Source organism: Pseudomonas sp. BS3782 TE3695 (genome assembly GCF_050435305.1).
GTDB lineage: Bacteria > Pseudomonadota > Gammaproteobacteria > Pseudomonadales > Pseudomonadaceae > Aquipseudomonas.
Genome location: NZ_JBNDKB010000001.1, coordinates 129875 through 143934, shown reverse-complemented (window position 1 = coordinate 143934; position 14060 = coordinate 129875). Strand labels below are relative to the sequence as shown.

The following is a 14060-nucleotide window of genomic DNA, read 5'->3' as shown; positions in this document are numbered from 1 at the left end:
AGCCGCTTGCGATGCAACTGAAAAATCATCAGGGCTGCTGCGCAGCCCAACGGGGGCAAGCCCCCTCGCCACAAAAAACTCAGCCGAGATACTCGACCAACCCGCGATAGCAGGTCGCCAAGTGATAAGGCGTAGTCGAAGGCATGTCCTTGCGGCTCACTTCGCCCTGCTCGTCGCGACACTCATACCAGCCGCCCGCATGCAAAAAGCGCTGTTGCAGCGCCTGCAATTGGCACTGCACAGCGGCTTCGCTGCCCGGACGCAAAGTCAGGGCGCGCAGGTATTCAGCCTGGGCCCAGATACGTTGGGTAGCATCACGAGGGGCATCGTTCAGTTCCAGCATCGCGCATACAGCACCTGTGTGCTGATCCACGCCCCGTTGCTCGGTAAACGTAAAGGCGCGGTCCAGCGACGCATGCAGCTTGGAGCCGCGCAGTAACGCGGAGGACTCCAGCAGGAAATACCATTCGAACTGATGGCCTGGCTCGAACCAGTTATCCACAGCGCCCAGCGGTTTTTCCATCAATACCGCGTGTTGCGGATCGATAAAGCGCTTCTGCATGGCTGTGCATAACTCGACAAGCGCACTCTGCACAGCAACGTCCTCGCGCACCGAAAGAATGGCGAGGAAGGCTTCGGCCAAATGCATCAATGGATTTTGCAGCGGCCCGGCGTTGAGCGCGGACCAATCACGGCCCAGGCTCGCTTCGTACAGGCCGTCGCCTGTGGCGAAGCGCTGCGCCAACACCTCCAGCGTGGCGTTGAGCACCGACTCCACCAGCGGCTCGCGGACCTTGTCCCAGTAATGGGCGCAGGCGAACAGGATGAAGGCGTGGGTGTAGAGGTCTTTGCGCTGATCCAGCGGCGCACCTTGCGGGTCGATGCTGTAGAACCAGCCGCCATGCTCGGCATCGTGGAAATGCTGTTGCAAGGAGCGGAACAGCGCCGCCGCACGTTCTTCGGCCTGAGGCACTTGGCCGATCAGGCTGGAAAACAGGTACAGCTGCCGCGCGCAAGCCATGGCCCGATAGCGCTGCGGTGGCAGCGGCCGATGCTCGGCGTCCAGCGCTTCATACGGCAATGCCATGTCGGCGTTCCAGCCGGGGCCTTGCCAGAGCGGCACGATCACGTTCTCAAAGTGCTGTTGCACCGAGGCGAACAAAGCGGTCAATTCAGGCTGGGAAGCGGAGCGGGAAACATGCGGCATTGGCTGGCGTCGTCACGGCAGGGGCGATTGCGCGACATGGTAGCAGAGAGGCAGGCTTGAGAGACGCGGTGTCTGTCAGGCCGTCTTCGCGAGCAAGCCCGCTCCCACACTCGATCTGGGTACGCAGGACGAGTGTGGGAGCGGGCTTGCTCGCGAAGAGGCCGGAACAGACGATAAAAAGGTCAGCCTGCCAACAACCAGCCCCCAGTCGCCGCCGAAGCCGCACCCGCCAGTCGAACCAGTGGCGCGGCGGCCTGAGGCAAGACGCGAACCAGCGCATAACCCGCGGCATGCAACGCTGCCGTCGCCACCACAAATCCTGCGGCATACGCCCAAGGACTGGACATGTCCGGCAATTCCAGGCCATGCGCCACGCCATGAAACAGCGCGAATAATGCGGTCGCAGCCACTGCCACGCTCAACGGCGGACGCACCGCCAAAGCCACCGCCAGGCCCAACGCCAATACCGATGCTGCAATCCCGCTTTCCAGCGCCGGCAGGTTCAGCCCTTCAAAGCCCAGCAGTCCGCCGATCAGCATAGTGCCCACAAACGTGCAGGGCAGTGCCCAGCGTGCAGGACCTTTCTGCTGCGCAGCCCACAACCCCACGGCAACCATCGCCAACAAATGATCGAGACCACCCATCGGGTGGCTGATACCGGCGATCAAGCCATTGTCGCCGTGGCCCGGATGAGCGAGCGCTATGGCCGGGGTCAGCAGCAGGGCCATGGCGCCCAGAATGCGTTTCAGTGTCATGGATAAGCTTCCTTGTTGATAAGTGTGATCAGGCCGCAGTCAGCAAGCCCTGGCGTTCGATGAAGGCGATGATCGCTTCCAGACCCTGGCCGGTTTTCTGGTTGCTGAAGACGAACGGTTTGCCGTTGCGCATGCGTTGGGTGTCGCTGTCCATCAGCTCTAGCGAGGCGCCTACCAGCGGCGCGAGGTCGATCTTGTTGATCACCAGCAAATCGGATTTGCAGATCCCCGGCCCGCCCTTGCGCGGCAGCTTGTCGCCGGCCGAGACGTCGATCACGTAAATAGTCAGGTCGGACAGTTCCGGGCTGAAGGTCGCCGAGAGGTTGTCGCCACCGGACTCCACCAGAATCAGGTCCAGCCCCGGGAAGCGCCGGTTCAGTTGATCCACCGCTTCCAGATTGATCGAGGCGTCTTCGCGGATCGCCGTGTGCGGGCAGCCGCCGGTCTCCACGCCGATGATTCGCTCGGGTGCCAAGGCTTCGTTGCGCACCAGGAAGTCGGCGTCTTCGCGGGTGTAGATGTCGTTGGTCACGACGGCCAGGTTGTAGCGGTCGCGCAGGGCCAGGCACAGGGCCAGGGTCAGGGCGGTTTTGCCGGAACCGACCGGGCCGCCGATGCCGACGCGCAGAGGTTGTGTGTTCATGTGGTTCTCCAAAATAAAAGGCCCTAGGAACGGAACAGACGGCTGTACTGGCGCTCATGGGCCATGCACGCCAGGGACAGGCCAAAAGCAGCGCTGCCAGAGTGTTCGGGGTTGATTCGGGTGGCGTCTTGCTGCGCCTGTTGCAGCAGCGGCAGCAGTTCGCTGGTCAGGCGCTGGGCGGCTTGCTGGCCCAGGGGCAGGGTTTTCATCAACACGGCCAATTGGTTTTCCAGCCAGCTCCAGAGCCAGGCGGCCAGCGCATCTTGCGGGCTGATCTGCCAGGCGCGGGCCGCCAGCGCCCAGCCAAGGGCCAGATGTGGTTCAGGGCATTGGTCGAGAAAGGCCCGGGCCGGCGCATCCAGTTCCGGTAAACCGTTGAGCAGTTGCTTCAACGAATAACCCATTTGCCGACTTTCCTGATGCAGCTCACGGGTTTCCCGGCTGGCGCGATGTTCTTCGCAACGTTGCAGCAGTTCGGCCCAGTTTTCTTCGGTCGCAGCGGTGCAATGGGCGAGCAGTAGCGGCGCTTCGAAGCGCGCCAGGTTCAGCAGCAACTGATCGCTGATCCAGCGCCGCGCGCTGTCGGGATCGTCCACGCGGCCGTTATCCACAGCCATCTCCAGACCCTGGGAATAGCTGTAGCCGCCAATTGGCAGCTGCGGGCTGGCTAGACGCAGCAGCGCCCAGGCCGGGTTCATATACGCACGCCGAACTGGTGCAGTTTCGGCGGATAGTTGAAATCCTCGTCACCATGGCGCGAATGGTGATGGCCGCCGCCGTAGGCACCGTGTTCCGGCTGGAACGGCGCTTCGATGTTCTCGGCATTGGCGCCCAGTTGCTCGAGCATGGCCTTGAGCACGTAATCGTCGAGCAGGCGCAGCCAGCCATCGCCGACTTGCAGGGCTACATGGCGGTTGCCCAGGTGATAGGCCGCGCGAGTCAGCTCGAAGGCATTGGCGCAGGTGACGTGCAGCAGGTGTTCGGGGCGAGCGCAGACGCGAACGACGCGCCCGTCTTCAGCCTGTAGGCATTCGCCGTCATACAGCGGCGGCTGACCGCGCTCCAGAAACAACCCGACGTCTTCATTCTCGGCACTGAAACAGCGCAAGCGGCTTTTGCTCCGGGCTTCGAAGGTCAGGTGCAACTCGGCGGCCCAGACGGGTTGAGGGTCGATTCTGCGATGAATCACCAGCATCGGAAGGCTTCCAGCAATGGACAATGCTCAGGGATAGAGCAAGGGGCTTGCCAATCGGGTGAGGCGTAGGAAATGCCTGTCGGGGCGGAGTGGGAGGGCGGGAAGCTGGATTAACTTGGTGCGAATTATTGTCGAGTGCACCAAATTGCAGCGAAGTAGAGGGGCCATGTGGGAGCGGGCTTGCTCGCGAAGGCAGTCTTCCAGTCACATAGATGCTGGATGTACCTACGCCTTCGCGAGCAAGCCCGCTCCCACAGGGATTATTCGGTGCTGCCTAAGCCTTGCCAATGTTTGAGGCCAATAAAGATAAACCGCAGCTGCTGCGTGATTTTCGCCTGTGGCGTCAGATGCTCCGGTAACGCCTGCGCCGGTGGATCGATGATGTCCGGCAAAGTGGCGAACACGCTTTTGACGATCAGATCAGCCATGACGCTCAAACCTGCGAGGTCCAGATGCTGCAGTTTCGGCATCAGCGACAAGTCCGCCGCCAGGTCCGAGCTGATGTCTTCGCGCAAACGGCCAATGGCCTGGCGCACCGGCAGTGAGCCGCCGTACTGTTCGCGGGCAAGAAACAGGAACTGCGAGCGATTGGCCGTGACCACGTCGAGAAAGATCCGTACCGAGGCATCGATAATGCCACCCATGACGAACTCGTTATGGCGCACCAGGCGAATGGTTTCACGGAAGGTCTGACCGACTTCGCTCACCAGCACCAGGCCCAGTTCATCCATGTCGGCGAAATGCCGGTAGAACCCGGTGGGTACGATCCCGGCAGTTCTGGTCACTTCTCGCAGGCTCAGGCTGCCGAATCCTCGGCCGCTTTCCATCAAGTGGCGGGCAGCGTCCATCAGGGCGTTGCGGGTCTGTTGTTTCTGTTCGGCGCGGGGCAGCATCGCAAGGGTGTTTTCTGGACAGGACAGCGGCGCACTCTAGCAAATCGGCTTCACTGGCGTCGAACGACTATCGGGAGATCACGCGGGGAAATGCAGCGTCTATAAAGTCAAAAGCCCAATCCGGGGATTGGGCTTTTTTTCGGGGCCGCCATGGGCTTAGCTCACAGCGCTGTTGCGTTCGATCACACGGTCACCACCGCCTTCAGCCAGGGTTTGCCCCTGTGGAGTGCGATCGGAACCACCTTCAGCCAGGGTTTGGCCTTGTGGGGTGCGATCGGAACCGCCTTCGGCCAGGGTTTGGCCTTGTGGAGTGCGATCGGAACCGTCAGCGGCCAGCGTTTGGCCCTGTGGAGTGCGGTCGGAACCACCTTCAGCCAAAGTTTGACCTTGTGGAGTACGGTCGGAACCATCGGCAGCAACGGTCTGGCTGAACACCGAGTGGCTGTCTTTGGCTTGGGGGGCGGCCTGATCGGCGGCCGGCAAAGCAAAAGCGGTGCTGGCTAACATCGAGAGGGTCAGGCTAAGCAGTAATTCGCGTTTCATGATGGGTTGCTCCTTGGGAGGGCGATAAAGTGGGTACGAGATCAATGCTACTCTCGATAAGTCGATATAAAAGTTCATAAACGCAATGGTAATAATCAACAGAATTGATTGTTCGGCCGCAGCGCTCTAGAACGGGCGTTTCCGGCGAGCTTTTCTGCACTGAGGTGGGTATTTTCGACCCACTCTCGCCTCGCAAAAGTGCGGATGCGGTAACGCCGGATGAAGGCAGAGTGTCCCCGGCCGATTATTTGAGTGTTAAGTGCCTATTCGGTTAAACCTGCGCCCCATTTGCCAGTCCTAAATTTTATGGCAGGCCGGTTCTGGCCTAACGTTTCATCCGTGCGTCGCTGTCGGGGCGCTCAGTCGTATTCAGGAGCCCTGTGCAATGACGCGCACTCGTAAAATTCTTGCCTGGACCTTCGCCAGCCTCGTTGTCCTGCTGGCTGTCCTGGTGCTGATCATCGCGTTCTTCGACTGGAACCGGATCAAGCCGCCCCTGAACGCCAAAGTGTCCGAAGAACTGCATCGTTCGTTCGCCATCAATGGCAATCTTGCGGTGATCTGGCAGCGCGAGACTGACGAGGGCGGCTGGCGGGCCTGGGTGCCGTGGCCGCATGTGGTGGCTGAGGACCTGACCCTGGGCAATCCGGACTGGTCGAAACAACCGCAGATGGCCACCCTCAAACGCGTTGAACTGCGCATTTCGCCGCTGGCGTTGCTGGCGCAGCGGGTGGTGATCCCGCGTATCGACCTGAGTGAACCCAATGCGAATCTGCAGCGTCTGCCCGATGGTCGCGCCAACTGGACGTTCAAGTTCGATCCCAAAGACCCGAACGCCGAGCCTTCGAACTGGGTGCTGGACATCGGGGCCATCGGCTTCGACAAGGGCCATGTCATGCTCGACGACCAGAAGCTGAAGACTCAGCTTGATCTGCTTATCGATCCGTTGGGCAAACCGATTCCGTTCAGCGACATTGTTGGCGACAAAGCGGCAAAAAAAACCGTTGAAAAGGGTGGTTCACCGCAGGATTACGCCTTCGCATGGAAGGTCAAAGGCCAATACCACGCTCAGAATCTCGCGGGCGAGGGCAAGACCGGCGGTTTGCTGGCTTTACAGGACGCCTCCAAGCCATTCCCGCTTCAGGCGCAAATGAAGATCGCCGACACTCGCGTCGAACTGACCGGTACGCTTACCGACCCCTTGAATCTCGGTGCCCTGGATCTGCGCCTGAAACTGGCCGGTGCCAGCCTGGGCAATCTCTATCCGCTGATCGGCGTGACGCTGCCGGATACTCCGCCTTACACCACCGACGGGCACTTGATTGCCAAGCTGCAAGAGCCGGGCGGGGCGGTGTACCGCTATGAGGACTTCAACGGCACGATCGGTGAAAGTGACATTCACGGTAACCTGACCTATGTCGCCAGCCAGCCGAGGCCCAAACTCAGCGGGGCGCTGGAGTCCAACCAACTGCTGTTTACCGACTTGGCCCCTTTGATCGGTGCCGATTCCAACGCCAGGCAAGAGGCCCGCGGCGGCGCAGGCAAGCAGCCAGCGGACAAGCTGCTACCGGTTGAGGAGTTCAGGACTGAACGTTGGCGCGACATGGACGCCGATGTGGAATTTACCGGCAAGCGCATCGTCCACAGCGCAAGACTGCCGTTCAACGATCTTTACGCCCATGTGGTACTGACCGATGGTGTGCTCAATCTGGAGCCTCTGCGTTTCGGCGTGGCGGGCGGCAATCTGGATGCGCAGATTCGTCTGAATGGGCGAACCGAGCCTTTGGAAGGCCGGGCCAGACTGACGGCGCGCAAGTTCAAGCTCAAGCAGCTGTTCCCCACTCTGGAACGGATGAAAACCAGTTTTGGTGAGCTTAATGGCGACGCTGATCTTAGCGGTCGTGGCAACTCGGTAGCCAAACTGCTGGGTACTGCCGACGGCAATCTGAAGATGCTGATCAACGACGGCGCGATCAGTCGCGAGTTGATGGAGCTGGCGGGGCTCAACGTCGGCAACTATGTGGTGGGCAAGATCTTTGGCGACAGGGAGGTGAGGATCAACTGTGCGGCGGCGGATTTTGAGATCAAAAGCGGTCTGGCGACGACACGGCTTTTTGTTTTCGATACCGAGACTGCCATTGTCTATGTCGATGGCACTGCGAACATGGCAACCGAGCAACTGGACCTGACCATCAGCCCGGAATCGAAAGGCTGGCGCGTGATTTCATTGCGCTCGCCGCTGTACGTGCGGGGCAAATTCATCAAGCCGGATGCAGGCGTCAAACCGGTGCCGCTGATGCTGCGGGGGGCCGGAATGGTGGCGCTGGGCGTGATTGCCGCGCCGGCGGCGGGCTTGCTGGCGCTGATAGCGCCCAGCGGTGGTGAGCCGAATCAGTGTGCGCCGTTGCTGGAGCAGATGAAGGCGGGCAAGGCGCCGGTGACGGTCAAGCCCACCCAGTAATTGGGTGTCTGCGATGACGCCTTCGCGAGCAAGCCCGCTCCCACATTAGACCGCGTTCAGACAGGCAACGCGGTCTAATGTGGGAGCGGGCTTGCTCGCGAAAGCGCTCTGGCCGGCGCTGCCGAAGGCTGCGATCTTGGCAATAGATCCGACAATCGAGTCTCCTCCTGCAACCACGCAAAAAATGCCCGCACCGGCGGATGCCGTTCACGTCCCGGTACGCACAGTGCGCTGTATCCGGCCCCATCGACCTGAATGTCCCCTCGATAAGGCCGCAGCAAGCCGTTGGCCACACTTTCCGACACCAGGATGTTGCTCGCCAGTACCAGCCCTTGTCCGGCGATGGCGGCTTGCAAGGCGTAATGTTCTTCGTCGTACTCACGAACCGTCGGTTGCACGGTCAGCCAGGTTTCGCCGGATTGCGCACACCAGGCCTCCCATCCATGGGCGTACAGCTTGGAGTTGTGCCAATGCACGCTGATCAGGGTCGGTACGCGACTGGGCGCCAGGGCCACTTGTTCAGGCGAGCCATAGACCCCGAAACATTCGTCGAACAGGCACAAACCATACAGGTTCGGGTAATCATCGAGGCTGTAACGCACCACCAGATCGACGCTGGCGTCCTGATGCAAATCGATCACTTCGCAGTGAGTATCCAGGCGCAGGCTGATGTTCGGATGGCGCGCGTAAAAGCGTCCCAGCCGAGGCACCAGCCAGAGAGCGGCGAAGGCGGCTGTGGTGGAAATCGTCAGGTTCGTGACGCTGCGTTGCGGGCGCAAGGTATCGACGCTTTGCGCCACTTCCAGCAGGGCGCCGTGCAGGCTGCGGAACAGCCGTTCGCCGCATTCGGTGAGGCGCACCTGTCGTGGCAACCGTTCGAACAGCGGCACGCCGAGCCAGTTTTCCAGGGCGCGGATCTGGTGCGAGACCGCCGTCGGCGTCACGGAGAGCTCTTCGGCGGCGGCCTTGAAACTCAACAGGCGCGAGGCGGATTCGAAGGCGCGCAGGGCGGTCAGCGGCAACGAGGCAAACATTTTAAAACTCCATGGATGAAATGGATTCATCCAGACTGATTTTTGTTCATTTGAAGATAGACGGTCACGCGCTTCAAGCTGCAACCGCAAGCCGTTTCAGTTTAGCCCTTCAGGAGACTCAGATGAGCAGAATTCTTGCCATTCATGCCAGCCCCCGTGGCGACCGTTCACATTCGCGGCGTCTGGCCGAGGTGTTTCTTTCGGCCTGGCAGGGTCGTAACCCACAGTCGCAATTGACTCGCCGTGAAGTTGGTCGGGCGTTGATTCCGGCCGTCAACGAAGCGTTTGTGGCGGCCGCTTTTCACTCGGAACCCGAGGCGCGAACCCTGTCGATGCAGGCCGATCTGGCACTGAGCGATGAATTGGTGGGGGAGTTGCTAGGCCATGATCTGTTGGTGATTTCCACCCCGATGTACAACTTCAACGTGCCCAGCGGGCTCAAGGCCTGGGTCGATCAGATCGTGCGGCTCGGGCTGACGTTCAATCACACCCTGGACAACGGCATCGCGCAGTACGAACCGCTGGTGCAGGGCAAGAAGGCGTTGATCGTCACCAGTCGCGGCGGGTTCGGCTTCGGCCCCGGCGGTGAACTTGAAACGATGAACCATGCCGACCCGTTTTTGCGCACCGCATTGGGGTTCATTGGCATCACCGACGTCACCGTTGTTGCCGCCGAGGGTGAAGAGTCCGCCGAGCGCACCTTCCAGGTCTCCCTGGCCGAGGCCGAGCAGCGTTTGCTGGCGCTGGCCAGGGAATTCTAGATGGCCTGGTTGTTCTTGCTGATCGCCGCCGGGTTCGAGGTCACCTTCGCCATGGGCATGAAGTACGCCGAAGGCTTCACCCGGCTCTGGCCGTCAGTGATTACCGTTGTGGCGGCGGTAGGCGGAATTTACTTCCTGACGTTGGCCATGCGCGAATTGCCGGTGAGCATCGCCTACCCGATCTGGACCGCCATCGGTTCACTGGGCACGGTGTTTCTGGGCTTTGCGTTGCTGGGCGAAAGCCTGACCGCGCTCAAGCTGGTGTCGGTCGGGCTGATCGTGGCAGGGGTGGTGGGGTTGAAGTAAGCGATGTCATAGACTGGTCGTTGAGTTGCCATCTTGGGTGACGATGCTTGGCTGACGCCTTGCATCCAGCCTTGCTTCATCTCACCGATCACAAGGATGTTCATCCATGTCGCAAGGTTCCGCCACGCGTTACCCATTGGTATTGGTCCCGGGGATGCTCGGGTTTATCCGTTTGCTGCTCTATCCCTATTGGTACGGAATCATTTCGGCGCTGCGCCGGGATGGGGCGACTGTGATTGCGGTACAGGTCTCGCCGCTCAACTCCACCGAGGTGCGCGGCGAGCAATTGTTGGCACGGATCGAGGAGATCCTGCGCGAAACCGGGGCCGAGAAGGTCAACCTGATCGGCCACAGCCAGGGCTCGCTGACCGCCCGCTACGCCGCGGCTAAACGCCCGGATCAAGTGGCTTCAGTGACCTCGGTGGCCGGGCCGAATCATGGCTCGGAGCTGGCGGACCATCTGCACACCCATTATCCGGCTGACAGCGCCAAGGGCCGGCTCCTGAGCTTTTTACTGTGGTTGATCAGCGCGCTGATGTGCCTGCTGGAAACCGGCTATCGCGGGCCAAGACTGCCGGTGGATATCCCGGCTTCGCACCAATCCCTGACCACCGCGGGCGTGGCGCTGTTCAATCAGCGTTATCCACAGGGGCTGCCCGAAACCTGGGGCGGGCACGGCCCGGAAGTGGTCAATGGCGTGCGTTATTACTCCTGGTCCGGGACTTTACAACCGGGCAAGACCGATCGCGGGTGCAACCTGTTCGACGGCACCAACCGCAGTTGCCGATTGTTTGCCAGGACCTTCGTGCGTGAAGCGGGGCATTGCGACGGGATGGTCGGGCGTTACAGCTCGCATTTGGGGACGGTGATCGGTGATGAATACCCGATGGATCACTTCGATATCGTCAACCAATCGCTGGGGCTGGTGGGCAAGGGCGCAGAGCCGGTGCGGTTGTTTGTCGAGCATGCAGCGCGGTTGAAGGCGGCCGGTGTGTGAATGGCATGGGACCGCGTTTTCGTTCTTCGCGGGCAAGCCACGCTCCCACAGGTTTTGTATCAGACGCCGGCAATGAGCACGCCTGAGCAATATCGACGCCGCCATCTCGATAGCAGGTGAACGTGTAACAGGCTTTGTCTACACTCCGAAACGAGGCCGCATCCATCGGTGCGGTAACAAGGAGAACACTCCATGAAGATGTTGCGTGCCCCGTTGTTGATGGTCGGTTTGCTGCTCTGCTCCCAGGGTTTCGCCGCCACTGCCCAACAGAACAAAATGACCACCTGCAATGCCGAGGCTACCGCCAAAAGCCTCAAGGGCGATGAGCGCAAAGCCTTCATGAGCACCTGCCTCAAAGCCGCGCCGGCCGCTGATGCCGCCAAGCCCATGACCCCTCAGCAAGAAAAGATGAAAACCTGCAACGCCACGGCGACCGCCCAGGCCCTTACGGGTGATGCGCGTAAAATCTTCATGAGCGAATGCCTGAAGAACAAGTAAGCAGCGCGCTCAGCTCAGGAGGCTTTGTGGCGGTTGTGCTGGCCCCTTCGCGAGCAAGCCCGCTCCCACATTTATTCTCAGGCGTGCACAGAAGGTGTGTTCACAGGAGATCCAGTGTGGGAGCGGGCTTGCTCGCGAAGGGGCCGGTAAGGTCGACCGACACAATCCCTAGTGCTCGCCCCGGATCGCTGGCAGACTGCCAATCCTTTTACGTCGTTCGTTTTGAGGCTGTATGTCAGCGTTTTCTCAGCGTCAGGTCTTGTTGCTTATCAGCTGGGTCATCATTTTTGGTGGTTTGCTGCTGGTGCTCCCTCTGCGATTACTGCCCAGCCTGCTGGCCGGGTTGTTGGTGTTCGAACTGGTCAACATGCTCACGCCGCAATTGCAGCGGCTGATCGAAGGCCGCCGTGCGCGCTGGCTGGCGGTGGCGTTGCTGGGGACATTGGTGGTCAGCGTGCTGGCGCTGATCTTTGCCGGTGCGATCAGTTTTCTGCTGCACGAGGCGGAAAACCCTGGCGCTTCTCTCGACAAATTCATGGTCGTGGTCGACCGCGCACGCGGACAGTTGCCGCCATTCATCGACGCTTATCTACCGGCCAGTGCCGCCGAGTTCCGGGTGGCCATCGGCGAGTGGATGAGCAAGCACCTCAGCGACTTGCAACTGGTGGGCAAGGACGCGGCGCACATGTTCGTGACGCTGCTGATCGGCATGGTGCTGGGGGCGATCATTGCCTTGCAGCGAGCGCCGGATGTGACCAAGCGCAAACCGTTGGCCGCGGCGCTGTTCGACCGTTTGCACCTGTTGGTCCAGGCGTTTCGCAACATCGTTTTCGCCCAGATCAAGATTTCCCTGCTCAACACCTTTTTCACCGGGATTTTCCTCGCGGTGGTCTTGCCGATGTTCGGGATCAAGCTGCCGCTGACCAAAACCCTGATCGTGCTGACTTTCCTGCTCGGCCTGTTGCCGGTGATCGGCAACCTGATCTCCAACACCTTGATCACCATCGTCGGCTTGTCGCTGTCGATCTGGGTGGCGGTGGCGGCGCTGGGTTATCTGATAGTTATCCACAAGCTGGAATACTTCCTCAACGCGCGCATCGTCGGCGGGCAGATCAGTGCCAAGTCGTGGGAGTTGCTGCTGGCAATGCTGGTGTTCGAAGCCGCGTTCGGCCTGCCGGGGGTGGTAGCGGGGCCGATTTATTACGCGTATCTGAAGAGTGAATTGAAGCTGGCGGGGATGGTTTGATCAGGTCGAATGCATTGCCTGATCTGACGCCTTCGCGAGCAAGCCCGCTCCCACATTCGACCGAGTTCCTCCAGATGGAATGCGGTCGAATGTGGGAGCGGGCTTGCTCGCGAAGCAGGCGCCGCGGTCTTTCAGGTCAGTCCATCGGGCCGTAACGTTTGGCCGCTTCAATCGCCAAGCCACTGCCGATACTGCCGAAGATGTTCCCTTCCACATGCTGCGCATTCGGCAACATCGCCGAGACGCTGTTGCGCAGCGCCGGAATTCCGCTCGAACCGCCGGTGAAGAACACGGTGTCCACCTGATCGACCCGCACATTGGCGTCCGCCAGCAATTGGGTCACGCTGTTGCGCACTCGCTCCAGCAGACTATCAATGGCTGATTCGAACAGTGCCCGGCTCAGTTCCACACTCAAACCCGGCTCGATCCGATCCAGTGGTACATGGCGGCTGTCGGCGTGGGTCAGCTGGATCTTGGTTTCTTCCACTTCCATGGCCAGCCAATGCCCGGCGCGCTGGTCGATCAGCTTGAACAGGCGATCGATGCCGCCGGTGTCCTCGATGTCGTAACGCATGCTGCCCAAGGCCAGGGTCGACTTCTGCGAGTACACCGAGTTGATGGTGTGCCAGGTCGCCAGGTTCATGTGGTGGCTGGTGGGCATGTAGGCGCCACTCTTCATCCGGCTGCCGTAGCCGAACAGCGGCATCAGGCCTTGCAGACTCAGCTGCTTGTCGAAATCGGTCCCGCCGATGTGCACGCCTCCGGTGGCGAGAATGTCGTCGTGACGGTTGTCGTGATTGCGGCGCTCAGGCGACAGGCGCACCAGCGAGAAGTCCGAGGTACCACCACCGATGTCCACAATCAGGACAAGCTCTTCTTTTTCGATGGTCGACTCATAGTCGAACGCCGCCGCAATCGGCTCGTACTGGAAAGACACATCCTTGAAACCAATGGCGCGGGCTACATCCACCAGAGTGTTTTCCGCTTCCTGGTCGGCCATTTCATCATCATCGACGAAAAACACCGGACGGCCCAGCACCACTTCCTCGAATTCCCGACCGGCAGCGGCTTCGGCACGTTTCTTCAACTGGCCGATGAACAGCCCGAGCAGGTCCTTGAACGGCATCGCCGTGCCAAGAACGCTGGTGTCGTGCTTGATCAGTTTGGAACCCAACAGACTCTTGAGCGAGCGCATCAGCCGGCCTTCGTAGCCTTCCAGGTACTCGTGCAGCGCCAGCCGGCCGTACACCGGGCGGCGTTCTTCCATATTGAAGAAGACCACCGAGGGCAGGGTGATCTTGTCGTCCTCCAGCGCGATCAGCGTTTCCATGCCGGGGCGCAACCAGCCGACGGTGGAGTTGGATGTGCCGAAGTCGATACCACAGGCACGGGCTGGGGATGCGTTTTTCATGTCTTTCAAGTTCCGGTTAAAAAACGGCCGCGCAGTGTATGTCAGTGCGGCGAAGATTCGAAGGCCGACTATCCGTTAAATCGCAGCGCTCAGCGCTTGAAAGATGGCCA

15 protein-coding genes are annotated in these 14060 nt (G+C 60.5%); 6 read left to right on the top strand and 9 right to left on the bottom strand.

All coding sequences use genetic code 11. The features are described 5' to 3' along the window. Window positions 1-79: 79 nt before the first annotated feature. From ABH909_RS00685 to ABH909_RS00655, 7 genes are all read right to left on the bottom strand, one after another. Window positions 80-1207, bottom strand: coding sequence for an AGE family epimerase/isomerase (locus ABH909_RS00685; protein ID WP_429429715.1), 1128 nt, complete (start codon window positions 1205-1207; stop codon window positions 80-82). A 182-nt stretch (window positions 1208-1389) separates the two neighbouring features. Next, entirely contained in the window at window positions 1390-1962 is a 573-nt protein-coding gene (locus tag ABH909_RS00680; RefSeq protein WP_429429713.1) for a HupE/UreJ family protein, read from the bottom strand. Window positions 1963-1990: 28 nt separating this feature from the next. Next, window positions 1991-2605, bottom strand: a complete 615-nt coding sequence (gene ureG / locus ABH909_RS00675) for an urease accessory protein UreG (protein WP_007902730.1) — start codon at window positions 2603-2605, stop codon at window positions 1991-1993. 23 nt (window positions 2606-2628) lie between these two features. Then, window positions 2629-3303, bottom strand: coding sequence for an urease accessory protein UreF (locus tag ABH909_RS00670; protein WP_429429711.1), 675 nt, complete (start codon window positions 3301-3303; stop codon window positions 2629-2631). After that, window positions 3300-3800 carry an urease accessory protein UreE gene (gene ureE / locus ABH909_RS00665; RefSeq protein WP_429429709.1) on the bottom strand — a complete coding sequence of 167 codons (501 nt, stop codon included), beginning with the start codon at window positions 3798-3800 and terminating at the stop codon, window positions 3300-3302. The genes ABH909_RS00670 and ureE overlap by 4 nt, the downstream gene beginning before the upstream one ends. A gap of 260 nt (window positions 3801-4060) precedes the next feature. After that, the gene (locus ABH909_RS00660; protein ID WP_192345927.1) at window positions 4061-4693 is read right to left on the bottom strand and encodes a TetR family transcriptional regulator; all 633 of its coding nucleotides are present in this window, start codon (window positions 4691-4693) and stop codon (window positions 4061-4063) included. A 156-nt stretch (window positions 4694-4849) separates the two neighbouring features. Next, window positions 4850-5236 carry a hypothetical protein gene (locus ABH909_RS00655; RefSeq protein WP_429429707.1) on the bottom strand — a complete coding sequence of 129 codons (387 nt, stop codon included), beginning with the start codon at window positions 5234-5236 and terminating at the stop codon, window positions 4850-4852. A 385-nt stretch (window positions 5237-5621) separates the two neighbouring features. On the opposite strand from ABH909_RS00655, the gene ABH909_RS00650 reads away from it, so the two are divergent. Beyond that, window positions 5622-7697, top strand: coding sequence for an AsmA family protein (locus tag ABH909_RS00650; RefSeq protein WP_429429705.1), 2076 nt, complete (start codon window positions 5622-5624; stop codon window positions 7695-7697). Between the two features lie 74 nt (window positions 7698-7771). Here ABH909_RS00650 and ABH909_RS00645 read toward each other — a convergent pair whose 3' ends face one another. Then, entirely contained in the window at window positions 7772-8731 is a 960-nt protein-coding gene (locus tag ABH909_RS00645) for a LysR substrate-binding domain-containing protein (RefSeq protein ID WP_429429703.1), read from the bottom strand. Window positions 8732-8853: 122 nt separating this feature from the next. Here ABH909_RS00645 and ABH909_RS00640 point away from each other — a divergent pair, with 122 nt between their 5' ends. From ABH909_RS00640 to ABH909_RS00620, 5 genes are all read left to right on the top strand, one after another. Continuing rightward, window positions 8854-9492: an FMN-dependent NADH-azoreductase gene (locus ABH909_RS00640; RefSeq protein WP_429429702.1), complete on the top strand. Its 639-nt coding sequence runs from the start codon at window positions 8854-8856 to the stop codon at window positions 9490-9492. Beyond that, window positions 9493-9798 (top strand): DMT family transporter, encoded by a 306-nt coding sequence (locus ABH909_RS00635; RefSeq protein WP_007903452.1) that lies wholly within the window; start codon window positions 9493-9495, stop codon window positions 9796-9798. It abuts the gene before it with no gap. A gap of 106 nt (window positions 9799-9904) precedes the next feature. Beyond that, the gene (locus ABH909_RS00630) at window positions 9905-10795 is read left to right on the top strand and encodes an alpha/beta fold hydrolase (RefSeq protein WP_429375487.1); all 891 of its coding nucleotides are present in this window, start codon (window positions 9905-9907) and stop codon (window positions 10793-10795) included. A 192-nt stretch (window positions 10796-10987) separates the two neighbouring features. Further along, on the top strand, window positions 10988-11293 hold the full coding sequence (locus ABH909_RS00625; RefSeq protein ID WP_429429699.1) for a PsiF family protein: 306 nt from the start codon (window positions 10988-10990) through the stop codon (window positions 11291-11293). Window positions 11294-11525: 232 nt separating this feature from the next. Further along, the gene (locus ABH909_RS00620) at window positions 11526-12539 is read left to right on the top strand and encodes an AI-2E family transporter (protein ID WP_429429697.1); all 1014 of its coding nucleotides are present in this window, start codon (window positions 11526-11528) and stop codon (window positions 12537-12539) included. 136 nt (window positions 12540-12675) lie between these two features. Here the strand turns inward: ABH909_RS00620 and ABH909_RS00615 are convergent, their stop codons facing one another. After that, window positions 12676-13950 (bottom strand): Hsp70 family protein, encoded by a 1275-nt coding sequence (locus ABH909_RS00615; protein WP_429429695.1) that lies wholly within the window; start codon window positions 13948-13950, stop codon window positions 12676-12678. Window positions 13951-14060: the final 110 nt, after the last annotated feature.